This is a genomic window from Mesorhizobium sp. M0139, from assembly GCF_040322455.1.
In the GTDB taxonomy this organism is placed as follows: Bacteria; Pseudomonadota; Alphaproteobacteria; order Rhizobiales; family Rhizobiaceae; genus Mesorhizobium.
In genome coordinates this window covers 70,628-94,370 of the sequence record NZ_JAMYTN010000006.1, presented here as the reverse complement: position 1 = coordinate 94,370, position 23,743 = coordinate 70,628, and the positions used below count along the sequence as shown (strand labels likewise).

The 23,743-nt window shown below is 63.6% G+C and carries 19 protein-coding genes; all 19 read right to left on the bottom strand.

Annotated elements, in window-relative coordinates; all coding sequences use genetic code 11:
• Positions 1-279: 279 nt before the first annotated feature.
• Positions 280-933 (bottom strand): hypothetical protein, encoded by a 654-nt coding sequence (locus NKJ58_RS11905; RefSeq protein ID WP_352519796.1) that lies wholly within the window; start codon positions 931-933, stop codon positions 280-282.
• A gap of 34 nt (positions 934-967) precedes the next feature.
• Positions 968-2,149: a gluzincin family metallopeptidase gene (locus NKJ58_RS11900; RefSeq protein ID WP_352519795.1), complete on the bottom strand. Its 1,182-nt coding sequence runs from the start codon at positions 2,147-2,149 to the stop codon at positions 968-970.
• A 79-nt stretch (positions 2,150-2,228) separates the two neighbouring features.
• Complete coding sequence (locus NKJ58_RS11895; protein ID WP_352519794.1) at positions 2,229-2,951, bottom strand: TfuA-like protein; 723 nt, start codon at positions 2,949-2,951, stop codon at positions 2,229-2,231.
• A 5-nt stretch (positions 2,952-2,956) separates the two neighbouring features.
• Positions 2,957-4,111 (bottom strand): YcaO-like family protein, encoded by a 1,155-nt coding sequence (locus NKJ58_RS11890; protein ID WP_352519793.1) that lies wholly within the window; start codon positions 4,109-4,111, stop codon positions 2,957-2,959.
• A 23-nt stretch (positions 4,112-4,134) separates the two neighbouring features.
• Positions 4,135-7,296 (bottom strand): AAA family ATPase, encoded by a 3,162-nt coding sequence (locus tag NKJ58_RS11885; RefSeq protein ID WP_352853177.1) that lies wholly within the window; start codon positions 7,294-7,296, stop codon positions 4,135-4,137.
• A gap of 302 nt (positions 7,297-7,598) precedes the next feature.
• Entirely contained in the window at positions 7,599-8,582 is a 984-nt protein-coding gene (locus tag NKJ58_RS11880) for a substrate-binding domain-containing protein (protein ID WP_023689831.1), read from the bottom strand.
• 120 nt (positions 8,583-8,702) lie between these two features.
• Entirely contained in the window at positions 8,703-9,755 is a 1,053-nt protein-coding gene (locus NKJ58_RS11875) for an ABC transporter permease (protein WP_031199588.1), read from the bottom strand.
• Positions 9,755-11,272: a sugar ABC transporter ATP-binding protein gene (locus NKJ58_RS11870; protein WP_023743919.1), complete on the bottom strand. Its 1,518-nt coding sequence runs from the start codon at positions 11,270-11,272 to the stop codon at positions 9,755-9,757. Before NKJ58_RS11870 ends, NKJ58_RS11875 begins: the two co-directional genes overlap by 1 nt.
• A complete protein-coding gene (locus NKJ58_RS11865; protein ID WP_352515053.1) occupies positions 11,269-12,282 on the bottom strand; it encodes a LacI family DNA-binding transcriptional regulator in 1,014 nt (337 codons plus the stop codon). The genes NKJ58_RS11870 and NKJ58_RS11865 overlap by 4 nt, the downstream gene beginning before the upstream one ends.
• Positions 12,283-12,548: 266 nt before the next feature.
• Complete coding sequence (locus NKJ58_RS11860) at positions 12,549-13,013, bottom strand: GFA family protein (RefSeq protein ID WP_352497247.1); 465 nt, start codon at positions 13,011-13,013, stop codon at positions 12,549-12,551.
• 32 nt (positions 13,014-13,045) lie between these two features.
• Positions 13,046-13,582 (bottom strand): cysteine hydrolase family protein, encoded by a 537-nt coding sequence (locus NKJ58_RS11855; protein WP_352853174.1) that lies wholly within the window; start codon positions 13,580-13,582, stop codon positions 13,046-13,048.
• A gap of 79 nt (positions 13,583-13,661) precedes the next feature.
• Positions 13,662-15,668: an amidase gene (locus NKJ58_RS11850; RefSeq protein ID WP_352853172.1), complete on the bottom strand. Its 2,007-nt coding sequence runs from the start codon at positions 15,666-15,668 to the stop codon at positions 13,662-13,664.
• 99 nt (positions 15,669-15,767) lie between these two features.
• A complete protein-coding gene (locus tag NKJ58_RS11845) occupies positions 15,768-17,795 on the bottom strand; it encodes an SEL1-like repeat protein (protein ID WP_352853170.1) in 2,028 nt (675 codons plus the stop codon).
• Positions 17,796-17,875: 80 nt separating this feature from the next.
• On the bottom strand, positions 17,876-19,483 hold the full coding sequence (locus tag NKJ58_RS11840; protein WP_352853168.1) for a WD40 repeat domain-containing protein: 1,608 nt from the start codon (positions 19,481-19,483) through the stop codon (positions 17,876-17,878).
• Positions 19,484-19,589: 106 nt separating this feature from the next.
• Positions 19,590-20,360, bottom strand: coding sequence for an exodeoxyribonuclease III (locus tag NKJ58_RS11835; protein ID WP_352853166.1), 771 nt, complete (start codon positions 20,358-20,360; stop codon positions 19,590-19,592).
• Positions 20,361-20,367: 7 nt separating this feature from the next.
• Positions 20,368-21,015: an alpha/beta hydrolase family protein gene (locus NKJ58_RS11830; RefSeq protein WP_023699157.1), complete on the bottom strand. Its 648-nt coding sequence runs from the start codon at positions 21,013-21,015 to the stop codon at positions 20,368-20,370.
• Positions 21,005-21,367, bottom strand: coding sequence for a hypothetical protein (locus NKJ58_RS11825; protein WP_155923794.1), 363 nt, complete (start codon positions 21,365-21,367; stop codon positions 21,005-21,007). Before NKJ58_RS11825 ends, NKJ58_RS11830 begins: the two co-directional genes overlap by 11 nt.
• 7 nt (positions 21,368-21,374) lie before the next feature.
• Positions 21,375-22,502, bottom strand: a complete 1,128-nt coding sequence (locus tag NKJ58_RS11820; protein ID WP_352853164.1) for a tetratricopeptide repeat protein — start codon at positions 22,500-22,502, stop codon at positions 21,375-21,377.
• Entirely contained in the window at positions 22,499-23,404 is a 906-nt protein-coding gene (ku, locus tag NKJ58_RS11815; protein ID WP_023685883.1) for a non-homologous end joining protein Ku, read from the bottom strand. Before ku ends, NKJ58_RS11820 begins: the two co-directional genes overlap by 4 nt.
• Positions 23,405-23,743: the final 339 nt, after the last annotated feature.

Sequence of the window (23,743 nt, the reverse complement as noted above, 5' to 3'; positions counted from 1 at the left end):
CGGTGACAACCAGGGCGCACAACATGGCCATCGTGCGGAACTCCCGTCGCCAGTTATGTCGCCGAGCCGATGCGCCCCACGCCCGCCCTCTAGACCGAGGACAGCCCCGAGACCAAGACACGGAAGGCCGTACCCAACCCGCGGAATGAGAGTCTGATCAACCGTCGTCTCTGAGCTCCACCCCCAGCCCTGTGCAGCTTCAGCCGATCCGACTGCATGGCAAACCTGCCAAGCAGGCGAGCCTTCTTGCCTTCAACCTTTGACAGGGAACATGAGAGACTAGTCGTTCAGCTTTCCGCCACGGTGTCCCATCGTCATCTTGGATGCGTACATCGTCGGTGAACGCTTGCCTGGAAGGTTCGCCTCGAGGACGATCTGCTCGACGAAGCCCTGGTTCATTTCGAATTCGACGCATTGGTTGAGCTTGTCCACGATCCAGACCGCGTAGCCCTCTTGCTGCTTCTCGTCATATCCGGAGTCATCGTCGGGAATCGTTGGTTCCGGAGCTGCTGGAATCAGCATGATCTTGGGTTTTGGCAAATCATACGTGTGCCCTTCATATGCGTAACCGAATATCACCCCGGAGGTGAATTCCGTCTTGGGCTCCGATGGCATGACGTCGATTGCGCCGATCATGACCATGTAGTTGGCTATTATCGAATTGACAAAAACGTATGAACTATTGGTTGCATTGATATCAAATATATTTTTCAGGAATGTCATTGTGTCATCGCTTGCAGGGGGATCAATTCCGATTCTAGCGCCAACAAGGGCAAATTGATTATTTATGATGGCAGTATTTATCTCTGCTATATCATTTGTTGTTTTCAATCGCGGCAACCCCGGTATTCCATACAAGCGTACTTGCGTGGCATTGAATGCACTGTGGGGATCGCGCGTAGTGTAGGTTGGCCTGTGATAATCGTCGCTCATTTTCCTCGCACCTTTTTTGTTACGGTCGTTCAGCTCACAAGATCTCCCGCCAGCTGAAATTCTCATCGAATTTTTCCGCGAGCATCGGCGCGACCCGATCGCTGACGTCCACCACCATCACCGCGGCCTTTTCGAACGACAGGTCATCCGCATCGAGGCGTGGCCACGCCTGCGCAAGTGCGAGAGCCACCTCGTCCCTTGCTCTGATCAACATGCTCTTGAACATGAAGGGCCGAGCGCGAAAGGCGCGGGACGTAAAATCCGAGATGCGCCGCATGTCGGACTGGTCGACATCCTTGATATCGATCCCCAGCAGCCGCTCGTCGGCCAACCCCTCGTGCACCAATGCCGCGTGGTAGACGTCGACGATCGTGTCGAACACAGCTCCCGTGAACGGCCGTGACCTGTCATGGATTTCCGCCGTCACCTCCGACATGCGGCGTGCGTTGCTGGCGAGGCGTATCTGCCGATCGCCAGTCAGCTCGGCAATCCGGTTCAATTCATTGAGAACAAGCAGGTTGCCATCGCAGTGCCGCAGCAGCCGGTCCATGCCGCTGTCGAAATTCAGGAAGGACAAGAGCGAGACCAGATCCGAGCTGGCCTCGTGGAACGGTCCGAAATCGCCTTGGGTCAGGCCGCCGGCTGGTGTCCCGAACAGCGAAAACAAGATGGCGTGGCCAACCTCATGTGCGATCACATCGAAGTTGAGTGCATAGGGATAGTCGCGACCGTCGATGCCGCGCTCTCGGCCGAGTTCCAGATAGCCATAGCCCGATTGCGCATTCTCCCAGTCGACGAAGGGGATGATTTCGAGCCGCTCGTACGTCTCGGCGAAGTACCAGACAATCGGTTTGCCGAGGTAGCTTTCCCAGATATCCAGCACGCGGCTGACCGAGGCGAAAGCGTGCGCAGAAAGGAACTGCCGCGAGGTCAGGGAAAGCTGATCGAAATGGCCGTCAAAGCCAGCCTCTGGAGGCGGAAAGATTTCGCCGACAAACGGTGGCAGATAAGGGTAGTCGTAAGGCTCCTTGTCGAGGAGCGAATCGCGAACGTAGATGCGGTGATCTTCCGGGCCGGAGCGGATCAGATCGGGTGGAGTAGAAATCCACACTGTTTCGGGTGTTCCGTAACCCAAAAGGTGAGGGACCTGCGGGTAGACCAGGAACCGCGTTCCCAGCAACGGATCTTGCGCAACGACACGATCGACCGCGTCCAATCGCTTAGCCCCCTCTGAGGCTACCACGCTATCACGGCGCTTACGTTACGTAAATCGTCGGCCGCCAAGAGGTCAGGGCCTATAGCGCCAGCCCCGCATCATCCATATCCTTGGAGAAAGCCGAGGTTAGCTGTAATTCCGGCATGGGGTCTGCTTTTTCAAATGCTTGCTCCCGCAAAAGTTCGAGTGCCCGCAGAGCATCTTGCTTTTTTTGCTGGACGAAAGCCGCGCCGAGCTCCCTGCACAGTTTCTCGACGTCGCCCTTGCCGTCGTGCGCATCCCGGACCATCCGTGCCAGGGTGCGCTCGCGAAAGTTGACGGCCTGTGCCGCACCCTCGAGCCTCGCCTGCTGTTCGGGTGAAATCACGCCGCGCCGGCAAGCAGCGCGAAGGGTCCGGCGCAGGTCAATCAGCGCATGCGTCAATTGAGCGAAATTCACTTCGGCCGGTCCATGCAATACCGCTACTGCGTCGTCGGGTGCAAAGGCGAAGCGGCGATACCATCGGTAGATAAGCCCGACGCCTTGCATATGGGGGAACAGCTCGGCTGCTCGAAGGGCCCCCATGCTGGCCGCGCCGACGACGTGAATGCCGCGGCTGAGGGCCCACAGGATTTCCTTGTGCCGAACCGCCGGCTCCGTCTGAAAACCGCCATCTATGAGAAGGATCGCACTCGGGTCGAAATGCTGCACGGCCGAAACGATCGAGCCTTGCACGGCCGGGGGAAGGCATACCGCATCGACGACCTTCAATGCGTCGGCATGGGACACGGTAGGGCCGGTGAAGACGAGTTTCGGGCGCATAATCCCTACCCCTGCAAGAGCGGCTGCAAGGCAGGGATGACAATCCTGACAACCGACAGGGCGTCGAGCGGTTTCGTTCCCACCCGGATTAGGTGAACCGCATCGAACCCTCTCTCTTCGAGAATTGCCAAGAGGACCGACAGCCCATCCGACGCCGTGTTGAACTTCTGCTCGGCGAGCGCGCGGAAATCCACGCTACGCGGGCCATCGCGGAGGAGCCGGCGATGCGCTGCGATCATCTGCCGATCGGGGTATTTCGGATAGGACCCGCGCGTCAGGTCATCGCGCGCGCCCGAGATCGCCGCCAGACGGGCCTGGGCCGCTTCGTAGATGGCGTGCGCCGCCGCGCCGGCAGGACTGAAACCGGCGGCCGAGCCATCAGCCGGGTGATCCAAAAGGACCGTTTCCGTCGGTTCGTCTTCCAGCAGATGGCACCACACCACCGGTATGCCCAACGGCGACAAAGCCTGCCAAAGGCCGACCAGCACGTTCTTGGCCGCCAAAGTTTCCAGGAGATCGCGGAGCGACGGATCATCGATCGTCTCGGGATCGATGCGTTGACGGTGGAAAAACCCGTGGGTCCGGTATGCCGTGGCGATCGCGTCGCGTTCGATGCATTCAAGCATGCCATGAACGATGGCATCCGGCTCCTCGAAGCCTGCGGCCAAACCGCTCGTCGATGCCGCGAAAATGCCGTCATGGGGCAGTGACGGCAACACATAGGCGGTGTGCACGAGCTCGAACGGGACCAGGTCGCGGCTGCAGGTAAGAAGATTGTCGGCGGCTACCCACGCCGTCTCCCTGCCGCGCCATCCGGGCGCGGTGCCCCCCTGGAGATGCCTTTCGAAACGATCGGGCGGGATGCCCAATTGATCGGCACAGCCGACGACTGTGTCGAAATTCGCCACCTGCTCTGCAAAGAAGCTCTCGGCCGATTCCAGCATGGCCGATATCGCGGCTTGTGCCAGGGTAGCGCCCTTGCCTTGCGCGACCGCGTTGGAGAGCGAGAAAGGTCTTGTCACCTGCACGACCGGGATGCCGAGCTGGTCGAGCCCTGTAATGTCGGCGATCCGCGTGATGCCCAGGCCTTCGCGCATCTTCATCAGCCTCGCCAGCGCCTCGTCGGGCGGCGGACCCAGGCGTTCATATCGCTCCAGCATCGCGGATGCTCTTGCAGGGCCGGCTAGTGCCGAACGGCCGATTCGGGATTGACGATCAGCGCGGCGCCCGGCTCGAGAGCGGATTTCGCACGTTCGACCCGATCGCGATAGCGCGACGACAGTTCAGGTGACAGGCCTGATGATTGAAGGGTCTCGTATGTACTGACGAGGAAAGGCACAGCGCTTTGCTCCGCGGCTATGGCGATGCTCTTTTCGAGGGCAGCGATTACGTCCGCCTCCGCATCGCCCTGAAGAAGAAGTAGCTCCGCCCTTCGCCGGTAGAGCTCTGCCAGCCAGAAGCGGCTGCCGCCGGCCTCGGCCTGCGCCACAGCCGAGCCCAGCAGCGCGAGCGCCTCATCGACCTCGGCAGTTCGTGTCAAAAGCTCTGCCAGCATGCCGCAATAGACCGGTTCGTCCTCAGGCGTCTGGAACTCGCCATGGAGGCCAAGGCCTTGCCGCATTTTTTCCCTGCCGCTCTCGACCTGGCCGGCGTTGCCGTCGCACCAGCCTTCGAAGATTTGCGCTGCGGCGGCGAGGGCGGGCATATAATGGCGCTCCGTCAAGTGGCGCAGATCCGCTATCACGCTTCGCAGCATCGAAAAATCGCGGCGATAGCAATGCAACATCGCCTCGTTGAGGTAGGCATGCGCGATGCTGCCGGCATGTCCGGTTTGCTGCGCCCAGCTCCTAGCTTCCGACATCGAATGGATCGCGCTTGCCGGCTTTCCGACGAACCACAGCGACAAGGCGCGGTGCGCGAGCCCGCAGACCCTCGCGTCATGCCCGCCGAACAACGCCGCATTGGCTTTGCCCTGGCCGTGCTCATAGAGCGACAGTCTGGCGTCGACGGCCGCGATGCAGCGGTCGTGGCGGCCAAGATTGAAGTCGATTGCCCACACGCAATGCCTGGCCTGGAGTTGCACTTCGGCATCCTCGACATCCCTGAGATCGCTGAGCACGACTTCCGCGCGCTCGCCGTCCATGACGGTATCCGTGAACCACCAGCCCCAGTAGATCGGGAACCACTTGGCCCGCTCGGCCACCGGCCGCCGCCGGGCTATCACCACGCCGTCCTCGTACAATTTGCGGGCGGGCCCCGAGTTCGGACCTTCGACAGCGGTCAGGATGGGACCGAGCACGATCATGGCCGATAGCCGCAGCGCGTCTCGCCTGTCGGCTGCCGCAACGTGCTCGCAGAGCGCCAATGCATGCTCGAGTATCTGCCTCGCTTCCGCCATTGCCGAGCGCGACGAGCTTTCCGTGCCTGCGATCACGAACTGAGCGATCGCGTCCTCCATAAGGCCTGCGCGCTCGGCGTGCTCGGCGACCTCGGCGGTGCTCAGCCACCCGGCCAGGTTTCGGTTGCGGCTCACCGCGGCAAACAGGTGGCGATGCAAGGCCTGCCGTTTCTTGCGCAGCGTTGCGTTGTAGATCGTCTCCTGGATAAGCGCATGGCGCACGCCATAGACCGGAACGCCAAAAGGCCGCACGCGGATCAGGAACCCGGCCTCGCTCAGCGAATCCAGCGCGTTTGCGATGATTTCGTCGTCGAGCTCCGGCAACAACGCGCGCAACAATTCCTGATTGAAACGATTGCCCGCGACGGCCGCGGCGCGCGCGACTTCGCGTGCCGGCCCTAGCGTTTCGAGCCTGGCCTCGATCACGCTTTCAAACACCGAGGCATGACTGCGCGTCGCGGTCTGCGCCAGCCGATCCGTTGCCGAGGCCGCGTTCTCGGCCATCCACTGGCAGATTTCTTCGATGAACAGCGGGACGCCTCCGGTCACGCGTTCCACCACGTCGAGCAATTCCGGGGAAGTTGAAGGCTTGCCTTGCGGCCACATGGCCGCGATCGCCAGCCGCGTTTGCTCGCGGTTGAGCGGCTTTAGCGAGATATGCCTTGGATTCGATGCTGCCAGCCAGCTCCCGGATTCAGGGCGCGTGGTCGCGATGACAAGCGCCCGGAAGTGACGGGCCGACTGTGCAAGCTCAGCCAACAATTGTCTAGACGTCAGGTCGATCCAATGGATGTCCTCGACCACCAGGACGATCGGTCCGCTGGCGCACAGGGCTTCGAGCGAGTGGCGAACCGCCCAATTGGCTTTCGCGCGCATCGCCTCGGCGTCGATTTCCTTAAGCATCGGATCGGCTCCCGCAGCGCCGAGCAGGAACGAGAAGACGTCTATGATTTCAGGATCGCGGACGTCATGATCGCGGAATACTTCTGCCACAGCGGCAGCGCTCAGCTGTCCTTCGTTGCCGGCGAAATCGCCGCGTACGTTCTGTAGCAGCGGATGCAGCGCCGAGCGCAAGCCGCCGGGCGTGCACTGGAAGAGCAGCAGTTTCGCGCGCTGGTGACGCGTGCGCCGGCGCACTTCGTGAAGAATGCGCGACTTGCCGATCCCGGCCTCGCCCTCGATCACCACCACGCCGCCGTTTCCTGCAACGGCGCTGTCCCATGCTTCGGCGATCGTGGCAAGTTCGGCCTCGCGATCGACGAGCGGACTGCTCAGCCGCCCGAAGGCGAAGAAGCGGTCGACCTCGCGCTTGTGACTCAGCGCGCGCCAGACCAGCTCCGGCTCGGCAAAACCCTTGATCGTATGGCTGCCCCTAAAGCTGAACACATGCGACCGTCGCGCCAGGTTGCGTGTCGCCTCCGAGACTAACACCGTATCCGGCTGCGCGATGGCCTGGAGCCGCGTGGCCATCGCGAAGGCAGGGCCGGTGACATTGTCACGACCGGTCTCGGCGTCACCCTTCTGGATCAGGGTCATCGATGTCGCGATTCCGACCCGGACATGCAAATCGGCGCGGCCTTGGTTCGAACCGACGCGCCTGCAGGCGTCGATGATTTCGAGCCCGGCCCGGATCGCCAGCGATGCCGCATCCTTGGCGTCTATTTCGGCAGGAAACAAAGCAACGCCGCCATCGCCGACCTCGACCTCTACGGCACCCGAGCACGACGCGACCGCCTGTCTCGCCGCCCGCTGGAAGGCTGATATCAGTTCCTCGAACTCTTCGATGTCCAGGATGCCAAGAAGGTCGGTCGATCCGACCAGGTCGTAGCAGAGCGCGGTCAGGATCCGGCGCTCATGCCGGGCTTCCGACGCATTGTTGCCGTTGCCGCCCAGAAAACCTGTTGCCACCGACGCCGCCGGCAACGCGACCGGACTCTTCTCCGACATGCTGGGATTTCCTCGCCGAGCACAGTGACGGCAATATTAGCAAAGTGCGATGCTGTTCACAAAACACTTGATCGGTGGGCAGGGCAGGAAAAAGCCGATGCTGGGATCATTATGGAGAGAAATGCTCACGGCGCAAACTCCCCATGGCGTTGACACCAACTGTGACCGCTTTTGGCGGGCGGCCGGGATGACTTCGATGACCGAGATGAGGCGCGAAGCGGCCGTTCCCATACGTTGCCGCAATGCAACAAGGCCCCTCGGGGCCTTGCGCATCACCTCAATAGACGCGCTCTGCCCGCCCCTCACTTCCCCATCAGCTGCTTGGCATTCTCGGCCGTGATCGCGGTGGTCTCCACCGTCACCGTCTTGTCCACCTCGGTCGCGCAATCGAGCAGGATCTTTTTCGACATCTCGATCGCTTCCTTGGCGCCCGTCGGGTAGGTGAAGGTTGCGACCCAGTCGCCCTTGGCCACCGCCTCGATGCCGCCAGCCGGGCCCGGCAGGCCGTCTGTGCCGATGATCTTGACGTCCTTGCCCGCCCCCTTGGCGGCGAGCAGCGCGCCGGCGGCCATCATGTCGTTGGAGGCGTAGAGCACCTTGATGTCGGGGTGCGCCTGCAGCATGGCGGCGAAGGCGACTTGCGCCTTGTCCGGCACCCAGTCGGCGGCCTGCTCGGCGACGATCTGGACCTTCGGGTTGCCTTTCACGCCTTCCTTGAAGCCGTTGAGGCGCTCCACCGCCGGCGTCGAGCTCGGCAGGCCTTGCAGCACCGCCGCCTCGCCGCCATCGGGCAGCAGCGTCTTGGCGGTGTACTTTCCGGCTTCCTCGGCGATCTTGAAATTGTCGCCGCCGATGAAGGCGGTGTAGTCCTTGCCGGGGTCGCCGACCGTCTTGCGGTCAAGCTCGATGACCGGGATGCCGGCATCCATGGCGCGCTTCACCGCCGGCGTCAGCGGTGCGGCCTCGAAGGGCGAGATCAAAAGGATATCGACCTTCTGGGTGATGAAATTGTCGACCTGCGAGGTCTGCGTGTTGACGTTGCCGGCGCCGTCGGCGATCTGCAGCGTGAAGCCGGGCACTTCCTTGGCCGCCGCCTCAAGCTCGTCATTGACGTGCTGGCGGTAGGGCTCGGCATTGTTGGCCTGCGAAAAGCCGATGACGAACTGGCCGTCCTTGGCGCAGGCTTTCACCAGCGGCTCGGCGGCGTAAGCGGAGCCTGCAATGCACAGGCCAGCGCCTGCCAGCAGGACGGCCTTGAGGGTCGATCCTCTTAGTGTCGTTTTCATAACTCACTCTCCTCCTCGTCTGGCCGGGGGGCCAGACCTTGGTTTGACGTTCACGTGTTGCCGTCTCCTCCTTGTTTGTTGGTGCATGTCGTCATCGCAAAACCTCTTGCGCGACATGCACTAACGACCCAACCCCTCGCGGCGGCGAACGAGGGATTGAAGCACTGCCGCCAGCACGATGATCGCGGCGGTCGCGAGCAGCTGCATGGCGGGCGTGATGTTGTTGAGCTGCAGGATGTTGGCGAGCGCGCCAAGCATGATGGTTCCGGCGACGGTGCCGACCATCGAGCCGGCGCCGCCGAACAGGCTGGTACCGCCGATGACCACGGCGGCGATGGCCGTCAGCTCATAGCCCATGCCGTCATTGGCGCTGCCGAAATTGAACTGGCCGGCATGGACGATGCCTGCGAGTGCAGCGGCAAAGCCGGTGATGGCATAGACCGATATCTTCACCATCGAGACCGGCACGCCGGATATGCGCGCGGCGCGCTCATTGCCGCCGACGGCAAAAACATAGCGGCCGAAGCGCGTGGTGTTGAGCACGATGGTGGCGATCGCGGCAAAGACGACGAACACAAGCGTTGCCACCGGCACGGTGTTGTTGAACAGCCGCTCGCCCAGCACGGCGAACACCGGCGGCGCCAAGCCCGGCCCTTCGCCGTAGGAAATGTTGATGTACTGGTTGCCGGAGACGACCAGCGCCAGCCCGCGCGCGGCCTGCAGGCCAGCCAGCGTGACGATGAACGGCTCCAGCCGGAAGCGCGTCGAGATGGTGCCCTGGATGGCGCCGAAGACGATGCCCAAAGCGAGCACGGCGAGGATGGTGGGGATCAGGCCGAAGCCGCCGGAGATCATCATCGATGCGGTGACGACGCTGGACAGGCCAAGCACCGCGCCGACGGAGAGGTCGATGCCGGCGGTGATGATGACGAAGGTCATGCCGATGGCGATGATGCCGGTCTCCGACACCGCGCGCACGATGTTGGCGATGTTGTCGGGGTTGAGGAACAGGATCTCGCCGTGGCGGCGCGGCGAGAAGATGATGCCGCCGATCGCCACCAGCACCAGGCCGATCAGGCTCTGGAAGCGCACGATCAGCGCCAGCGGGTCGCGATGCTTTTGCGCTGCTGCTGTGACTGGGCTTGCTGCCACGGAAATCTTCTCGTCAGACATCAGGCCTCCCTGCCGTTAGCCGCGGCAAGCACCGTGTGCTCGTCGACGCCGCCCAAAAATTCCGCCACATTGCGCCCCTGGCGCAGCACCACGATGCGGTCGCACAGACCGATCAGCTCCGGCATCTCGCTGGACGCCACCAGAATGCCCAGCCCTTGCGCGGCGAGTGCCCTGAGCCGCTGGTAGATCTCGCCCTTGGCGCCGACATCGACGCCGCGTGTCGGCTCGTCGAGAAGCAACAGGCGCGGGTTGCCGAGGATTTCCTTGGCCAGCACCACCTTCTGCTGGTTGCCGCCCGAGAGCGCGCCGACGGCGATATCGGGGTTCTTCGGCCGGATATCGAACTGACCGAAGGATTCCTTCACCGCCTCGGCCTGGCGGCGCGGCGAGACCAGCCAGTTCGGCGAGATTCGGGATATGACCGACATCACCAGATTGAGGCCGACGGCCATGCGCAGCATCAGGCCCGAGCCCCGGCGGTCGTCGGTGACGAAGGCGATGCCGGCGTGGCGGGCAGCGCTGATCGAATCCAGTTTCACCGGCTTGCCGCCGACAGCGACCTCGCCCTCCCAGCGGCCGGACAGGCCGGTGCCGTAGAGCGCGGACAACAGTTCGGTGCGCCCTGCCCCCATAATGCCGGCCAGGCCGACGATCTCGCCTTCATGGACATCGAGCGAAACGCCTTGCGGCGCCTGCCAGCCGGCGCTGTCGCGGGCGAGCTTGAAGCTGGCGTTCCTCAGGCTGAGCAGCGGCTTGCCCGCGGCCTTGGCGCGTTGCGGATAGAGTTCGTCCAGCGGACGTCCGACCAGCAGCCTGACCAGCTCGGCCTGCGGCGCGTGCGGCTCGGTGATGCCGGCGACACGGCCGTCGCGCATTACCGTCACCCGGTCGGCAATGCCGGGCACTTCCTCCAGCCGGTGCGAGATGTAGACGATGCCGACGCCGGTGGCGGCGAGCTTGCGCATGATATCGAACAGCCGCTCGACTTCGCCGACGGTGAGTGCGGCCGTCGGCTCGTCCATGATCAGCACGCGGGAGGCGTAAGACAGCGCCTTGACGATCGCCACCACCTGGCGCTGGCCGATCGACAGATCCGCCACCATGGCGGCCGGATCGATGGCGATCTCGATGGCTTCCAGCCGCTTCTTGGCCTCGCGGCGCATTGCCGGCACGTCGAGGAAGCCGCCCGGACGCATCAGTTCGCGGCCGAGGAACAGATTGGCGGCGACATCCAGCGACGGCACCAGGTCGAGCTCCTGGAAGATGGTGGCGATGCCGGCCGCTTGGGCCTCACGCGGGTTGTTGAAACGCACGGGTTTGCCGTCGATCTCGATCGTGCCTTCGTCCGGCGTGTAGACGCCCGACAACAGGTTCATCAGGGTCGACTTGCCGGCGCCGTTCTCGCCGAGCAGCGCGTGGATCTCGCCCGCCTTGAGGTCGAAGTCGACGCCGCGCAGCGCCTGCACGCCGCCGAAGCGTTTGACGGCGCCGGTCATCACCAGCAGCGGCGCGGTCATGTTAGCCTCGTGTGGGTCGGCCTCCCGCAGGAGGCGCGCGCCCGCAGCGTCGCCTGCAGCCGCACCGAACGCGGCGCGGAACCGGTCGCCGCGATGCGGGCGCTGAGCAGGGCCGCGGCCTGCCTGCCTATCTCGGTGCAGGGCTGCGCGACCAGCGTCAGGCGCGGTTCGAAACAATCGGCCCATTCGAAATCGTCGAAGCCGGCCAGCGACAGATCGCCCGGAATGGTGAGGCCTTTTTCGCGGATGGCGCGGACGGCTCCGATCGTCGTCATGTTGTTGCCGGTGACCAGTGCGGTTGGTGGCGACGGCAGCGACAGGATGGCGTGGGTGGATGCGGTCGCCGCCGCCGTGTCGACATTCTCGGCCGAGAGATAGCGCGGCACGCTTTCAAGTCCATTGGCGGCGAGCGAAGCCTGGAACGCCTCGATGCGCTCGCGCGTCGTCGTCAGGCCGGGCTGTCCGGCGATATAGCCGATGCGCTTGTGGCCGAAGGAGGCGACATGGTCGATCAGCGCGCGCATCGACGTTTCGTTCTCGACGCCGATCTGGTCGAAGCGCTGGTCGGCGAAACGGTCGATCAGAACGCATGGCATCTTCTTGTCGGCGAGGTAATCGATGGCGCGCTGCGGCGAGCCCGACGGGGCCAGGATGACGCCGTCGACGCGGCGCTGATGGAAAGCGCGCACCACCTGCAGTTCGCGGTCGGGATCTTCCTGGGTGTCCGACAGGAAGACCATCAGCCCGAGCCGCGCGCATTCGGCCTCGACCGCGCAGATGATGTCGGTGAAATAAGGGTTGGAGATCGCCGAGATCGCCAGGCCGACGCTGTTGGTGGTCGAGGCCTTCAGCGAGCGCGCCAGCTCGTTAGGCTGGTAGCCCATGGCGGCAATGGCGTCGTTGATCAGCCTCGCCTTTTCCAGCGAAACGAAGCGCGTGTTGTTGACGACATGCGAGACGGTCGACACCGACACACCGGCGCGCCGCGCCACTTCAGCCATTGTCGGCAAGACATATCAGCGCCTGCAAGCGCTCCTCCCTAGTATGCGTTTCCCATCCGCTCTGATGGCGGATTTCAAGGGAGCTTAGGGTGATCGAAACGTTTGCGCAATCGATTCGATCCAAATTTTTAGCGGGGCTTATCTCCCCCCTCGAGGGGGAGATGTCGCCGAAGGCGACAGAGGGGGTCGGTTCGACTAGGCTCGGCCTCCTGCGGCAGATGGAGGTTGGCGCTTCACGCGATGCGACCCCCTCTGGCCTGCCGGCCATCTCCCCCTCAAGGGGGGAGATTCGCAGTTTCACCGAACTCCGCCACCAGCCCCTCATACGCCTCAAAGGCCGGCAGCGCCTCGTAACTGTGCACCGCGGGCGTCGTCGCCCAGGGGAGTTTCTCGCTGGTCCATGTCTCGATGAACGGCGTGAACCAGCCAGGCTCGTCGAGCATGGTCGGACGCAGATTGACGAACCAGTCGAGCCCTTCGGGGCGCGTGAACATCCAGCTCATGCAATGTGGGCAGAAGTAATGACGCGAGGCGCCGTGCAGTCCGCCGATCACCGGCTCGCCTTGCATGATCTCGAACCCGTCCGAGGGAATGGCGGCGCTCAGCGAATAGGCGCTGGCCGACATGCGCTGGCAGCCGATGCAATGGCAAGCCATGGTCAAAAGCGGTTTTGCGGAAATCTTGAGCCGCACACGTCCGCAGCGGCATCCGCCTTCGGCCGGCAATTTCAGGGTTGGCACGGCGGTCTCCCACTCTTCGAAGCGCCGGCGCTTCAGTCGCCGGTCAGCGCCTTCGTCGTCACCAGCGTGACGCCGGCATCGGTGAAGTCCGCATTGTACCGGGCGATGATCTCGGTCGCGGTTTCGCCTTCAGTGTCCAGCGTCGAGTGCGCATCGGAAACGACAGTGACGCCGAAGCCTTCGGCCAGGGCGCCCTCAACGGTGCCGGCGATGCAGAAATCGGTTTGCGCTCCGGCAAGCACGACTTCGCCGACCCCTTGCCCGGCCACCCAGGCGCCAAGCTCGGCATTCGAGAATGCGTTGCGGACGGTCTTGGAGAATGTCGGCTCGTCCTTGGCCTGGCCGAGTTCCGGCCATACCGGCCAACCCGGCTCGCCCGGCGCCAGCGGATCGCCGGCCGGCCCGTCATGCCGCACGAACGCGATTTTTCGCCCGCTGCGCCGTGCCCAGTCGATCAATGAGCGGGTACGCTCGGCTATGCCCGGCGCATCATGGATCGGCGGCTCGACGCGCCCGTCGAACATGTTGGTCTGGAGATCGATGACGATGAGGGGAGCGAGGTTTGGCATGGCGAGAAGATAACGCGGGCGATGGGAGGGTCAAGACGGCGAAGCTGCTGATCTCCCCCTTGGGGAGATTACATGTACCTCACCCGATTCCACCCGCGACCACGTAAGCACCAGCCGTGCGTCCATCCTCCAGCCGTATGACGGCCGTAACGATCGAGCCGTAAGCGCCTCGCCACACACTGTGCATTCTTTCGTGCTCGCCGGCGGGCACCAGGATGCGACCGTGAAAGCTTGTGCCGCTGCGCCGCAGAGCGACCGGTTCGCCATTGACGTGAACCTTGACGCCAGCGGTCTCCGCATCGAGTTCAACCGTCACGGCGATCTCGGCCTGGTCTCCTCGCCGCGTCGTCTCGGCAACAAGCGTAAGCCTCGGCGCCGGCGCATCGCTGGCCCGCAATCCACCAGGCCGCCCCGCAAACACATCGTCCGGCAATTCCGGCGTGCGCGGCGGGCTGGTGCGGCGTTGGGTGGCGCGCTCGTAATCGCCGGCGAGCCGCAGCAACTCCGCATCATCATAGGCCTTGCCCGCAAAGGTCAGCCCGACCGGCATGCCGATATCGGCCATCGTTCCCATAGGCACGGTGACGGTCGGAATGCCGAGATGACGCCACACCAGATTGCCGTTGGCAACCCAGGTGCCGTTGCGCCAGGCGATTGCTGCAGAGGTCTCGTTGACGTCGGCATCGGCCGGGCCGACATCGGCGACCGCCGGCAGCACGACGGCGTCGAGCCGGTTCGCGTCCAGCCAGTCCTCGAAGTCGATGCGCCGCGTCGCCTCCAATCCCTTCAGACCTTCCGCCAGCGTTGGGATATCCAGCAATGGCATCACGCCCTGCTTGACGCTCGTGACGTAGTCGGCCAGATCGAAACCGTCGTCGCCATAGCGGTCCGGCAGCGCGCCCGGCGGCTGCGGGAAAATCGTTGGGCCGTCGACCGCAGCCAGGTCGGGGACCACCGGATCGGCATTTGCGCGCAGGAAATCGTCCCAGCCCCAGATGCAGAGATCCCAGATTTCGCGCTCTGCAAAGGCTTCCGGCACCAGCCCGCGTTCGACCATGGTTTTTGTGCCCGGACGGTCGCGCTCATAGTTCGAGACGACGGGGAAATCGACCTCGACCACCTCCGCGCCGAGCTTTTCCAGGTCACGCGCCGCCTGCCGCCAGAGGTCGAGCACCGGGGCGCGGGTCTCGATGGGTTTGGGCGCGCCGCCGTCGCGGCCGATATACATTTTCGGCACGCCGAGGCGTTTGCCTTTTAACGAGCCCTCCAAGGCGAGTGTAGTGTAGCTTGGCGGCCTGAGATCAGCGCTTTTCGCGATCGACACCCAGGGCTGCGCGCGCCAGAAATCGCCGCGCGTCTCGGTATCGTCGGCGACGATCACGTCGAGCAGCTCCAGCATGTCGGCAATGCCGCGCGTGTGCGGCACCACCACATCCATGGTCGGCACCAGCGGCCAGTTGCCCCTGACCGAAATGACGCCGCGCGACGGCGTGTAGGCGACAAGTGCATTGTTGGACGCCGGCGCGCGGCCGGAAGACCATGTTTCCTCGCCCAGCCCGAAGGCGGCGAAGCTGGCGGCGGTGGCCGTGCCCGAGCCGTTGGACGAGCCGGAAGCGAAGGCGGCGGTCAAATAGTCGGCATTGTAGGGGCTCTCGGCGCGGCCATAGACGCCACGCTGCATGCCGCCATTGGCCATAGGCGGCATGTTGGTCAGCCCGATCAGCACAGCACCACCGGCCCTCAGCCTGGCAATGGTGAAAGCGTCCTCGTTGGCGACGAGATGCTCGAAGGCGGGCGAGCCGGCGGCCACCGTCAGGCCCTTCACCTTATAGCTGTCCTTGGCGGTGTAGGGGATGCCGTCGAGCGGCCCGAGCGCAGCACCATTGCGGCGGCGCAGGTCGGACGCCGCCGCCTCCTCGAACATTGCCGGGTTAAGCACCGGCACGGCATTGAGCGCAATGCCATGGCGGTCGTAGTGCGCGATGCGCCTGAAATACGCGCCGGCCAGCTCGACGCTGGTGACGGTACCGTCTTCCAACGCGCGCCGCAGATCGGCAATCGAGGCTTCGACGATGTGGAGGGGCATGGGATTCTCGAGATGCAGCGGCAAATGAGTCTTCGCATCGTGCGATACGAGTGTCACGCCTCAAACGGAAGGCGTGACGGCGACGCTTATGCACTCGGCTCACAGCATCTTGCTGTCGAGCTGGCCGTTTTCCTTCATCAGGTCGAGATAGGTCTTGGCGCCGGAACTGCCGTGGCCTGCCGCCTTGAAGAACCATTTGGCGGCTTCCTTGTAGTTTGGTTTCCCATCGACGCCGCGGTAGTAGAGCGAGCCCAGACTGAACTCGGCATCGACGCTGCCGGCCTTTGCGGCTTCCAGCCACCAGGACTCGGCAGCCTTGTCGTCTCTGGCAATGCCCACGCCGTTGGCCGAGGCATACGCTAAGGCTAGCTGGGCATCGACATTTCCCTGCCGCGCCGCCTTGAGCCACCAGCCCGCCGCATCCGCACTGCTTTGCGCAACGCCAACACCCTCGGAATAGGCTGTGCCGAGCGCTTTCTGCGCGAATGCATTGCTCTGGTCGGCGGCTTTGCGCCAGAGCCTTGCCGCCTGAACGGGGTCCTTCGTTACTCCTAGACCATCCCAATACAGTCCACCGAGAGCGAACTGCGCAAGGTCATTGTCCTTGTCGGCAGCCTTGCTCAGCCACTCGAATGCCTGCCTTTCATCCTTCCCGACGCCCTGCCCGTCCCGATACACGACCCCGACATTATACTGCGCTACCACATGGCCTTGGACAGCAGCCTTCATCCACCATCGGAAGGCCAGATCATTGTCTTGCGCAACGCCGCGGCCCTGGCTGTAGAGGATACCAAGCATATATTGAGCGTCGGCGTTTCGCCCGTCGGACGCCTTTTGCGCCCAAGTCGCGGCCAACGCATCGTCCCGTCCCACGCCTTCGCCCAGCGAATACGCCCGGGCCAGATTGGCACCGGCTTCGGCATTCCCCGCTTCCGCGGCCTTGCGCCACCAATAGACCGCCTGCTCGGCGCTCTTCTCGACGCCTTGGCCCATCGAATAATATCCGCCCAGATTCGACTGGGCGAACACAAAGCCCTGATTGGCGGCTTTGCTCATCCACGCAAACGCCTGGCCGTCGTCCCTAGGGGTACCTTTTCCCTGGCCATAAGCGGCCGCCACCGCGTATTGCGCTTCTGTCAGACCGGTGGTTGCGGCCTTCATCCACCACCCGAACGCAAGGCGGTCATCCTGCTCAACGCCGTGGCCCCGCGAGTACAAAGTGCCCAGCAAAGCCTGGGCATTCGGCTCACCCAGATCGGCTGCCTTTTTCACCCACACTATGGCGGCCTGATCATCCTTCTTGACGCCTTGGTTAAGATAGTAGGCGCGTCCGAGACAGAAAGCGGCCTCCAGGCTTCCTTGGTCAGCCGCCTTGCGCCACCATGAGGCAGCCTGCTCGAAGCTTTGCGTAACACCCCGACCCTGCGCATACAGGACGCCGAGGGCGTACTGAGCGTTCGCATTGCCCTTGTCGGCTGACTGCCTGGAAAACTTCAACGCCAGTTGATCGTTTCTTTCGACCCCTTGGCCATTTAAATAGACTTGGCCGAGAGAATATTCAGCCTCCCCGCTCCCCTGATCGGCCGCCTTGCGCCACCAATAGAGCGCCTGCTCGTAACTTTGCGCGACCCCTTGGCCCTGCCAGTACAACACGCCGAGCTGGTACTGCCCATTCATGTTGTCTTTATCGGCGGCCTTTCGTGAGAAACTCTCGGCAAGCCGACTGTCCTTTTCAACGCCCCTGCCCATAAGGTAGGCCTGACCCAGTGCTGCTATGGCTTCCGCATTGCCGCCATCGGCGGATTTCTTCCACCAATACACCGCTTGGCTGTCGTTCTGAGCCACGCCCTCACCGCGCCAGTACAGCGCACCAAGCTGGCCTTTTGCGTCAACATTGCCAGCGTCCGCCATGATCTTCATTTGACGGAATACCTCGGCATAATCCTTTGCCTGGAGAGCCGCTGCACCCTTTTGTGCCGCTGACCACTGCACATAGTAATTTCGGCCAGGCCCGAGCAGCACAAAAGCCAGCAACACCAGAACGACGGTAAGGACCCCTCGGCGACGCGACGTGGGCGGGCTGTAGACAGGTGTATCCACTTTGGGCGCCCAGTCGTTGTTGCTCACCGTCCCCAATCCATTTGCAGCCACCAGTAATCCATAGCGCAAGCCAGGCTGTTCTGGAATATCCAAAGCATTTGATGTCGCTACTGCGGTGCGCCGGCGAACAGGATTTCGCCATCGCCGCCAGCCGCCGGCCAATCCCTGATGGTCCGATCGTCGCCGCCGGTGACCAGTGTGCCGTCGGTGGCGAAGGCAACGGCGTAGATCGGGCCGGTGCGGCTGTCGAACATGGCGATCTGGTCTCCAGTGCCGAGATCCCACAGCCGCGCCGTGCCGTCGAGCGAGCCGGAGGCCAGGCGCTTGCCGTCGGCCGACAGCGCCAGCGTATAGACGGTGCCTTCGTGGCCCTCGAAGCGGCGCAATTCCCTAAACGTGTCGAGGTCCCAGAGCTTGATCGTGTAGTCGCCGCTGCCGGTGACGACATGATGGCCGTCGGCGGTGAAGACGGCGCCGTAGGTGCCCTGCTCGTGGCCGTGCCAGCTTCGCAATTGCTTGCCGCTTTCGACGTCCCAGAATTTCAGCGTGCCGTCGATGGAGCCGCTCAGCGCGCGCGTGCCGTCGGGCGAGATTGCGACCGTGCTGATCGGCCAGTCATGTCCGGTCATCACATGCAGCACCGATTTGTTGACGAGATCCCAGACGATGACGTTGCCGGTGTCGTGGCCACTGACGGCGCGCTTGCCGTCCGGGCTGATCGCCAGCTTACGCACGCCGCCATTCGCGCCCGACGAGAAGACATGCAGCACCGCGCCGTCGGCAAGCTTTCGCAGCACGATCTCGCCATCGTCGCCGGCGGTCAGCGCGGTTGCGCCGTCGGGCATGAACAGCGCCGTGCGCGCCATGTCCTTGTGTTCACCAAGGTTGCGGATCAGCCGCTTGCCGGCGATGTCCCAGAGCTTGATCATATGGTCGGTGCTGGCGCTCATGACGTCGCGGCCATCGGCCGAGACGGCGAGCCAGACGACGGCGTCGCGGTGGCCGTCGGGCTCGGTCGGCAGCGCCGGCGGAGGCGGCGGCAACGGCGCGACGGTTTGCGGTGGCGTGGCCGGAGCCGGCGGTGGAGCAGTCTCCGGTGGCGGTGTCGCCGGAGCGAGTGCGACTTGTGGCGGCTGAGGGGGAGCAGCCGGAGGCGTAGGCTGCGCCGGCTCGGGCGGTTTGGCTGCCTGCACCGGCGGAGTTGGCTCGGGCGGCATGGTGACCTGCGGCGAACTCGGCGGGGCCGGTGGCGTCGCCAGGTCCGGCGGGACACCGTCGATGCCCTGGTCCTTCGGCTCGGCTTTGGGTTCGTTCGGGGCGGCCACCTCAGCGCCCGGGCCGGCGTCACGCGCCCAAGGGAAGTGGTCGGCCAGCAGCGCCAACACGGCGAGCACCGGCAACATGAGGAAGGCGCGCCGCCAGCCCGGGCGACCCTTGGATTCCATCTCGGCGTCGCGGCCAAAAAGCGGCGTTCCAGCAGGCTGGCTTCGCCGACCCGGCAGCAGTCCGGCCCAGAACAACAGGGCGCCAAGCAGGCAAAGCCCGCCGACGGTCAGGAACACCACCGGTCGCAGCGTGGCTGGGCCGTGCAGCATGTGGTCGATCCCGCTCCAGCTGAAATCTCTGTCGCCGAGCAGCAGATACGCCCGCACCAGACAAGCCAAAGCGGCCGCCAGCAGCGGAAGCGCAAACAGCCTTTCGGCCAACCTGTCCATCGGACTCCCCCTCCGGTGCCGCACCTTGCTCATCATGCGGCCGCCGCAGCGAAACAAATAGCGCAAAACTGCGCCCACGAAAGTGGGCGCGATCACGCAGCCAAATTCACTTCAATTCGACCCATACCGGCGCGTGGTCGCTGGCGCCGTCCTCACCTCTGACATCGCGGTCGATGCCGGCAGCAGTGAGGCGGCGCGCCAGTTTCTTCGACAGCAAGATGTGGTCGAGCCGCAGCCCGGCATCGCGCGGCCAGCGGTTGCGGCGGTAGTCCCAGAATGTGTAGAGCGTTTCCTTCGGATGCTGCTTGCGCAGCGCATCGGTCCAGCCCTGCTCGAGCAGACGCTGGAATGACGCCCGGCTTTCCGGCTGCACCAGCGCGTTGTCGTCATAGGAGCGGGTGGCGTAGATGTCGCGCGGCTCGGGCACGATGTTGTAGTCGCCGACCAGCGCCACCGGCAGGCCGGTGTCGAACAGTTCTGCGGCATGCGCCTCCAGCCGCGCGTGCCACGCCAGCTTGTACTGGAATTTCGGCCCCGGCTGCGGGTTACCGTTGGGCGCGTAGAGACAGGCGATGACGACGCCCGACACCGCCGCCTCGATGTAGCGGCTCTGCTTGTCGGCGGTATCGCCGGGCAGTTCGTCACGGGTCAGCACCGGCTCGGCTCCTCGCGCCAGTATGGCTACGCCGTTCCAGGTCGGCTCGCCCTTCCACACCGCGCCATAGCCGGCGTCGGCCAGTGCCGTGCGCGGAAACTGCAGGTCGCGCGCCTTCAGCTCCTGCAGGCAGACGACATCGGGCTTGGCTGCCGCCAGCCACGCCAGCAGGTTTTGCAGCCGGCTGTTGACGTTGTTGATATTGAAGGTGGCGATTTTCATTTGGCGATCAGGAAACGATCCGCCCTGTCCACGCCTTCACCGTCCCGGCCAGCGTCTTCAAATGATCGGCGGTCGAAAACCCCGACACGCTCTTGCGCGGCTTCAGGTCGTGGTCGCCATCCTCCAGCCAGATCACCTCGATGGCTTTGGAAAGGCCGTAGGTCGCGACCTCTTCTTTCGTGCCGAACTCGTCGCGGGTGCCCTGGAAGATCAGCGTCGGCGTCTTGAGGTCGGCGAGATGTTTTGTCCTGAGTTGCTCGGGCTTGGCCGGCGGATGAAAGGGATAGCCGAGGCAGATGAGGCCCGAAATCTCGCCCTTGGCGAACATCTCGTCGGCGACCATCGAGGCGACGCGCCCGCCCATCGACTTGCCGCCGATGATGAGCGGACCAGCGACGCCCCTCGCCCTCAGATCGGCGATGGCCTTGATGTATTCCGGGTCGACCGTCTCGGCGCGCGGTGGCGGCTTGCGCTGGCCATAGCGGCGGGCCGCCATATAGTGAAATTCGAAGCGCGCGACCTGGAAGCCGGCGGTGGCGAGCGCCTTGGCGGTGTCGGTCATCGAGGGGGAATCCATAGACGCGCCGGCGCCGTGGGCCAACACGATGGTGACCGGGGCTGTGTCAAAGCCGTCGAAGAGGAAGCTAGTGGGCATCAGGCTGCGGGACCCCGATATAGTGGTAGGTGGTTTTGGAACCGTGAACTTCCTTACGCCACTGCTCCGGATGCAGGGTAACATGGGTGAAAATGGCTGCAAAAAACCCCACGAGCACGATGAAGAATGGCCGGCCGAAGCAAACGCGCTGCTTGTTCGACATACGGTCCTCGGGGCGCTGGGGAAATGGCCAAGTTCTGCGGTTGTAATATGTGGCCCAATTGATTTTGCTGTCTTCGAAAAAATTCCAGCCATTGCTCCAGTAGAAGAGCAGCTCGCGGGCCTCCTGCACCGCCAAAACGATGAAGCACGCGGTTAATCCCATACTCGAAATCTGAACAAGATTATCCACGGCAGCCTCACCCCGCCGTCCGCGCCAGCTGCAGATCGACGAACTGTATCCCCTTTTGCGCAGTGCGCGCCCATTCGCTGTCAGCATCGAGTTCGAGATAGCGCACCCAGTGGCGGCGGGCTTCGGTCAGATTGCCGGCGTCGAACTCCAGCCGGGCAAGGTTGAACACCGGATCGGCGTAGCTCTTGTCGAGCGCGATGGCCTTGACCAGATGCCGGCGCGCCGAGGCGATCTTGCCTTCGTCGCTCATCAGCCCGGCGAGGTTGAACCAGGCCTCGACGAACGCCGGATCGAGCTTGATCGCTCTTGCATAGTCATGCGCCGCGTCGGCCACGCGACCGGCGCCACGCAAGCAATTGGCGCGGTTGAACGCGGCGATGGCGTCGCTCGGATCGATGCTGAGGCAGCGTTGGTAGAGCGCCGCGGCATCGTCGTGCCGGCCCTCCTCTTCCGCGCTTTCAGCCTCGGCGAACAATTCTTCCAGCGTGTCGTCGCCGGCTGCGCTTGCGCTGCCGAGATCGAACAGCAGCTGGCCGTCGAGTTCGCTCTGGCCATCCTCGAGATAGATCTGATCGGGCCGGCCACGCTGCGAGCCGACATTGAGCGATTTGGCGGTGAGCGAAGCGACCGGACCGGAGCGATGCACGGAGCGCGCGATCGCGCCCCAGGATGCACCGCCGGCGACCAGCCCGGCATATTTGCGGGCAAGGATCAGATCGCGGAACGAGTAGGGTTCACAATCGTGCTCGAAGGCGTCGAACAGGCTGAGCAGGTCGAGGTCGGCACCGGACAGTCTGGACTGGTCGACGAGAGACTGCCTGGACAGCGAAGACGCCTCCGGCGCCTTCATCAGACCAAGCAGGCGCAGGAAGCCATTTTCGCTAAGGAGTGTTCGGCCAGCGGAGCCCTCGGCTGCAACCCGGCGCTCGATCTCGGCATCGCCGCCCTTCGCCGTGCCGGCCTTGGCGATCAGCGTTCGGCCGAACACAACATGGCTGGTGCGCCTGGTGACGCCGCGCCGCAACTGGCCGTGCTGACGCTCCACCTCACGGGCCGCGAGCCGCAGCGGAAATGCCGCCAGCGCGCCGATGGCGCCGAAGACGGCGCCCGGGATTATACCGGTCGGCGCCGTCACCCCTTGCTCTTGCCGACGGCCTTGAGCAGATTGGCCTTCAACGGGTTTTCCTTGGCCGCACCCGCCTTACCCTTGGCGGCAGGTTTTTCAGCGTCGTCGGCCTTGCTCTTCGACTTGGCCGGCGGCTTGGCTGATTGCGACAGGCTCGCCTTCAACGCGTCCATGAGGTTGATGACATTGCCACGCTCGGGCGCCGCCGCAATGATCGGCTTATGGCCCTTCAGTTTCTCGCGGATCATCGTCATCAGCGCGATCTCGTAGCGGTCCTCATAATTCTTCGGATCGAAGGTGGTTTCCTTCTGCTTGATCAGCGCTTCGGCCAATTGCAGCATTTCGGGATCCGGCTTGCCAGCCGGGATGTTGCCGAAATATTCAGCCGTGCCGCGCACTTCGTTCGGGTTCCTCAACGTACACACGAACATGCCGTTCTCGCGCGCGCCGATCGTCACCACGCGCTCGCGGCTGGACAGGACAAGGCGGGCAATGGCCAGCTTGCCGGATTTGCGCATTGCCTCGCGCAGCACGGCGAAGGTTTCTTCCGCCATGGCGCCATCCGGCGCCATATAGTACGGCGCATCCTGATAAATGACGTCAACCTCGTCTTCGTCGACGAAGGCCTCGATGTTCATCGTGTGATTGGATTCGATGCGCACTGCTTCGAGGTCGGCCTCATCGATGATGATGTACTGCTTGTCCTCGTATTCGTAACCCTTGACCAAGTCCGCGCGCTCGACGAGGCCGAGTTCAGGGTCGACCGGCTTCATGTTGATGCGGTTGTGGGTCTTCTTGTGCAATTGGTTGAACGATATGCGCTCGCTGGTGGTCGTTGCCGGATAGAGCCGGACCGGACAACTGACGAGGCTGAGCTTGAGGTAACCCTTCCAACTTGCCCTGGGCGCCATGATACTCTCCTACGCGGCCATGCACTGACATTTCAGACTGAGCATGATCTTAACCGAAAACCGGTTCCCACGTTTCGGGATCATGCTTACTGCAGCGCTTCGTTCCGAGGACGATTGGCACTGCGCAAATCCTACACCGGCCCCAAACATACCGGCAAATTCCTGACGAAACCTTCCAGGTGAGCTGGAGGGCACCGACGGAGGATAATTCAAATTGTCCGCATGGTCGATGGACTTGGGGAAGTAAGTCATGCCGGAGGGACAGCACCCCCCTCTGTCCTGCCGGACATCTCCCCCGCAAGTGGGGAGATTGGCAGCTTCAACCTTATCGCTCCTCTT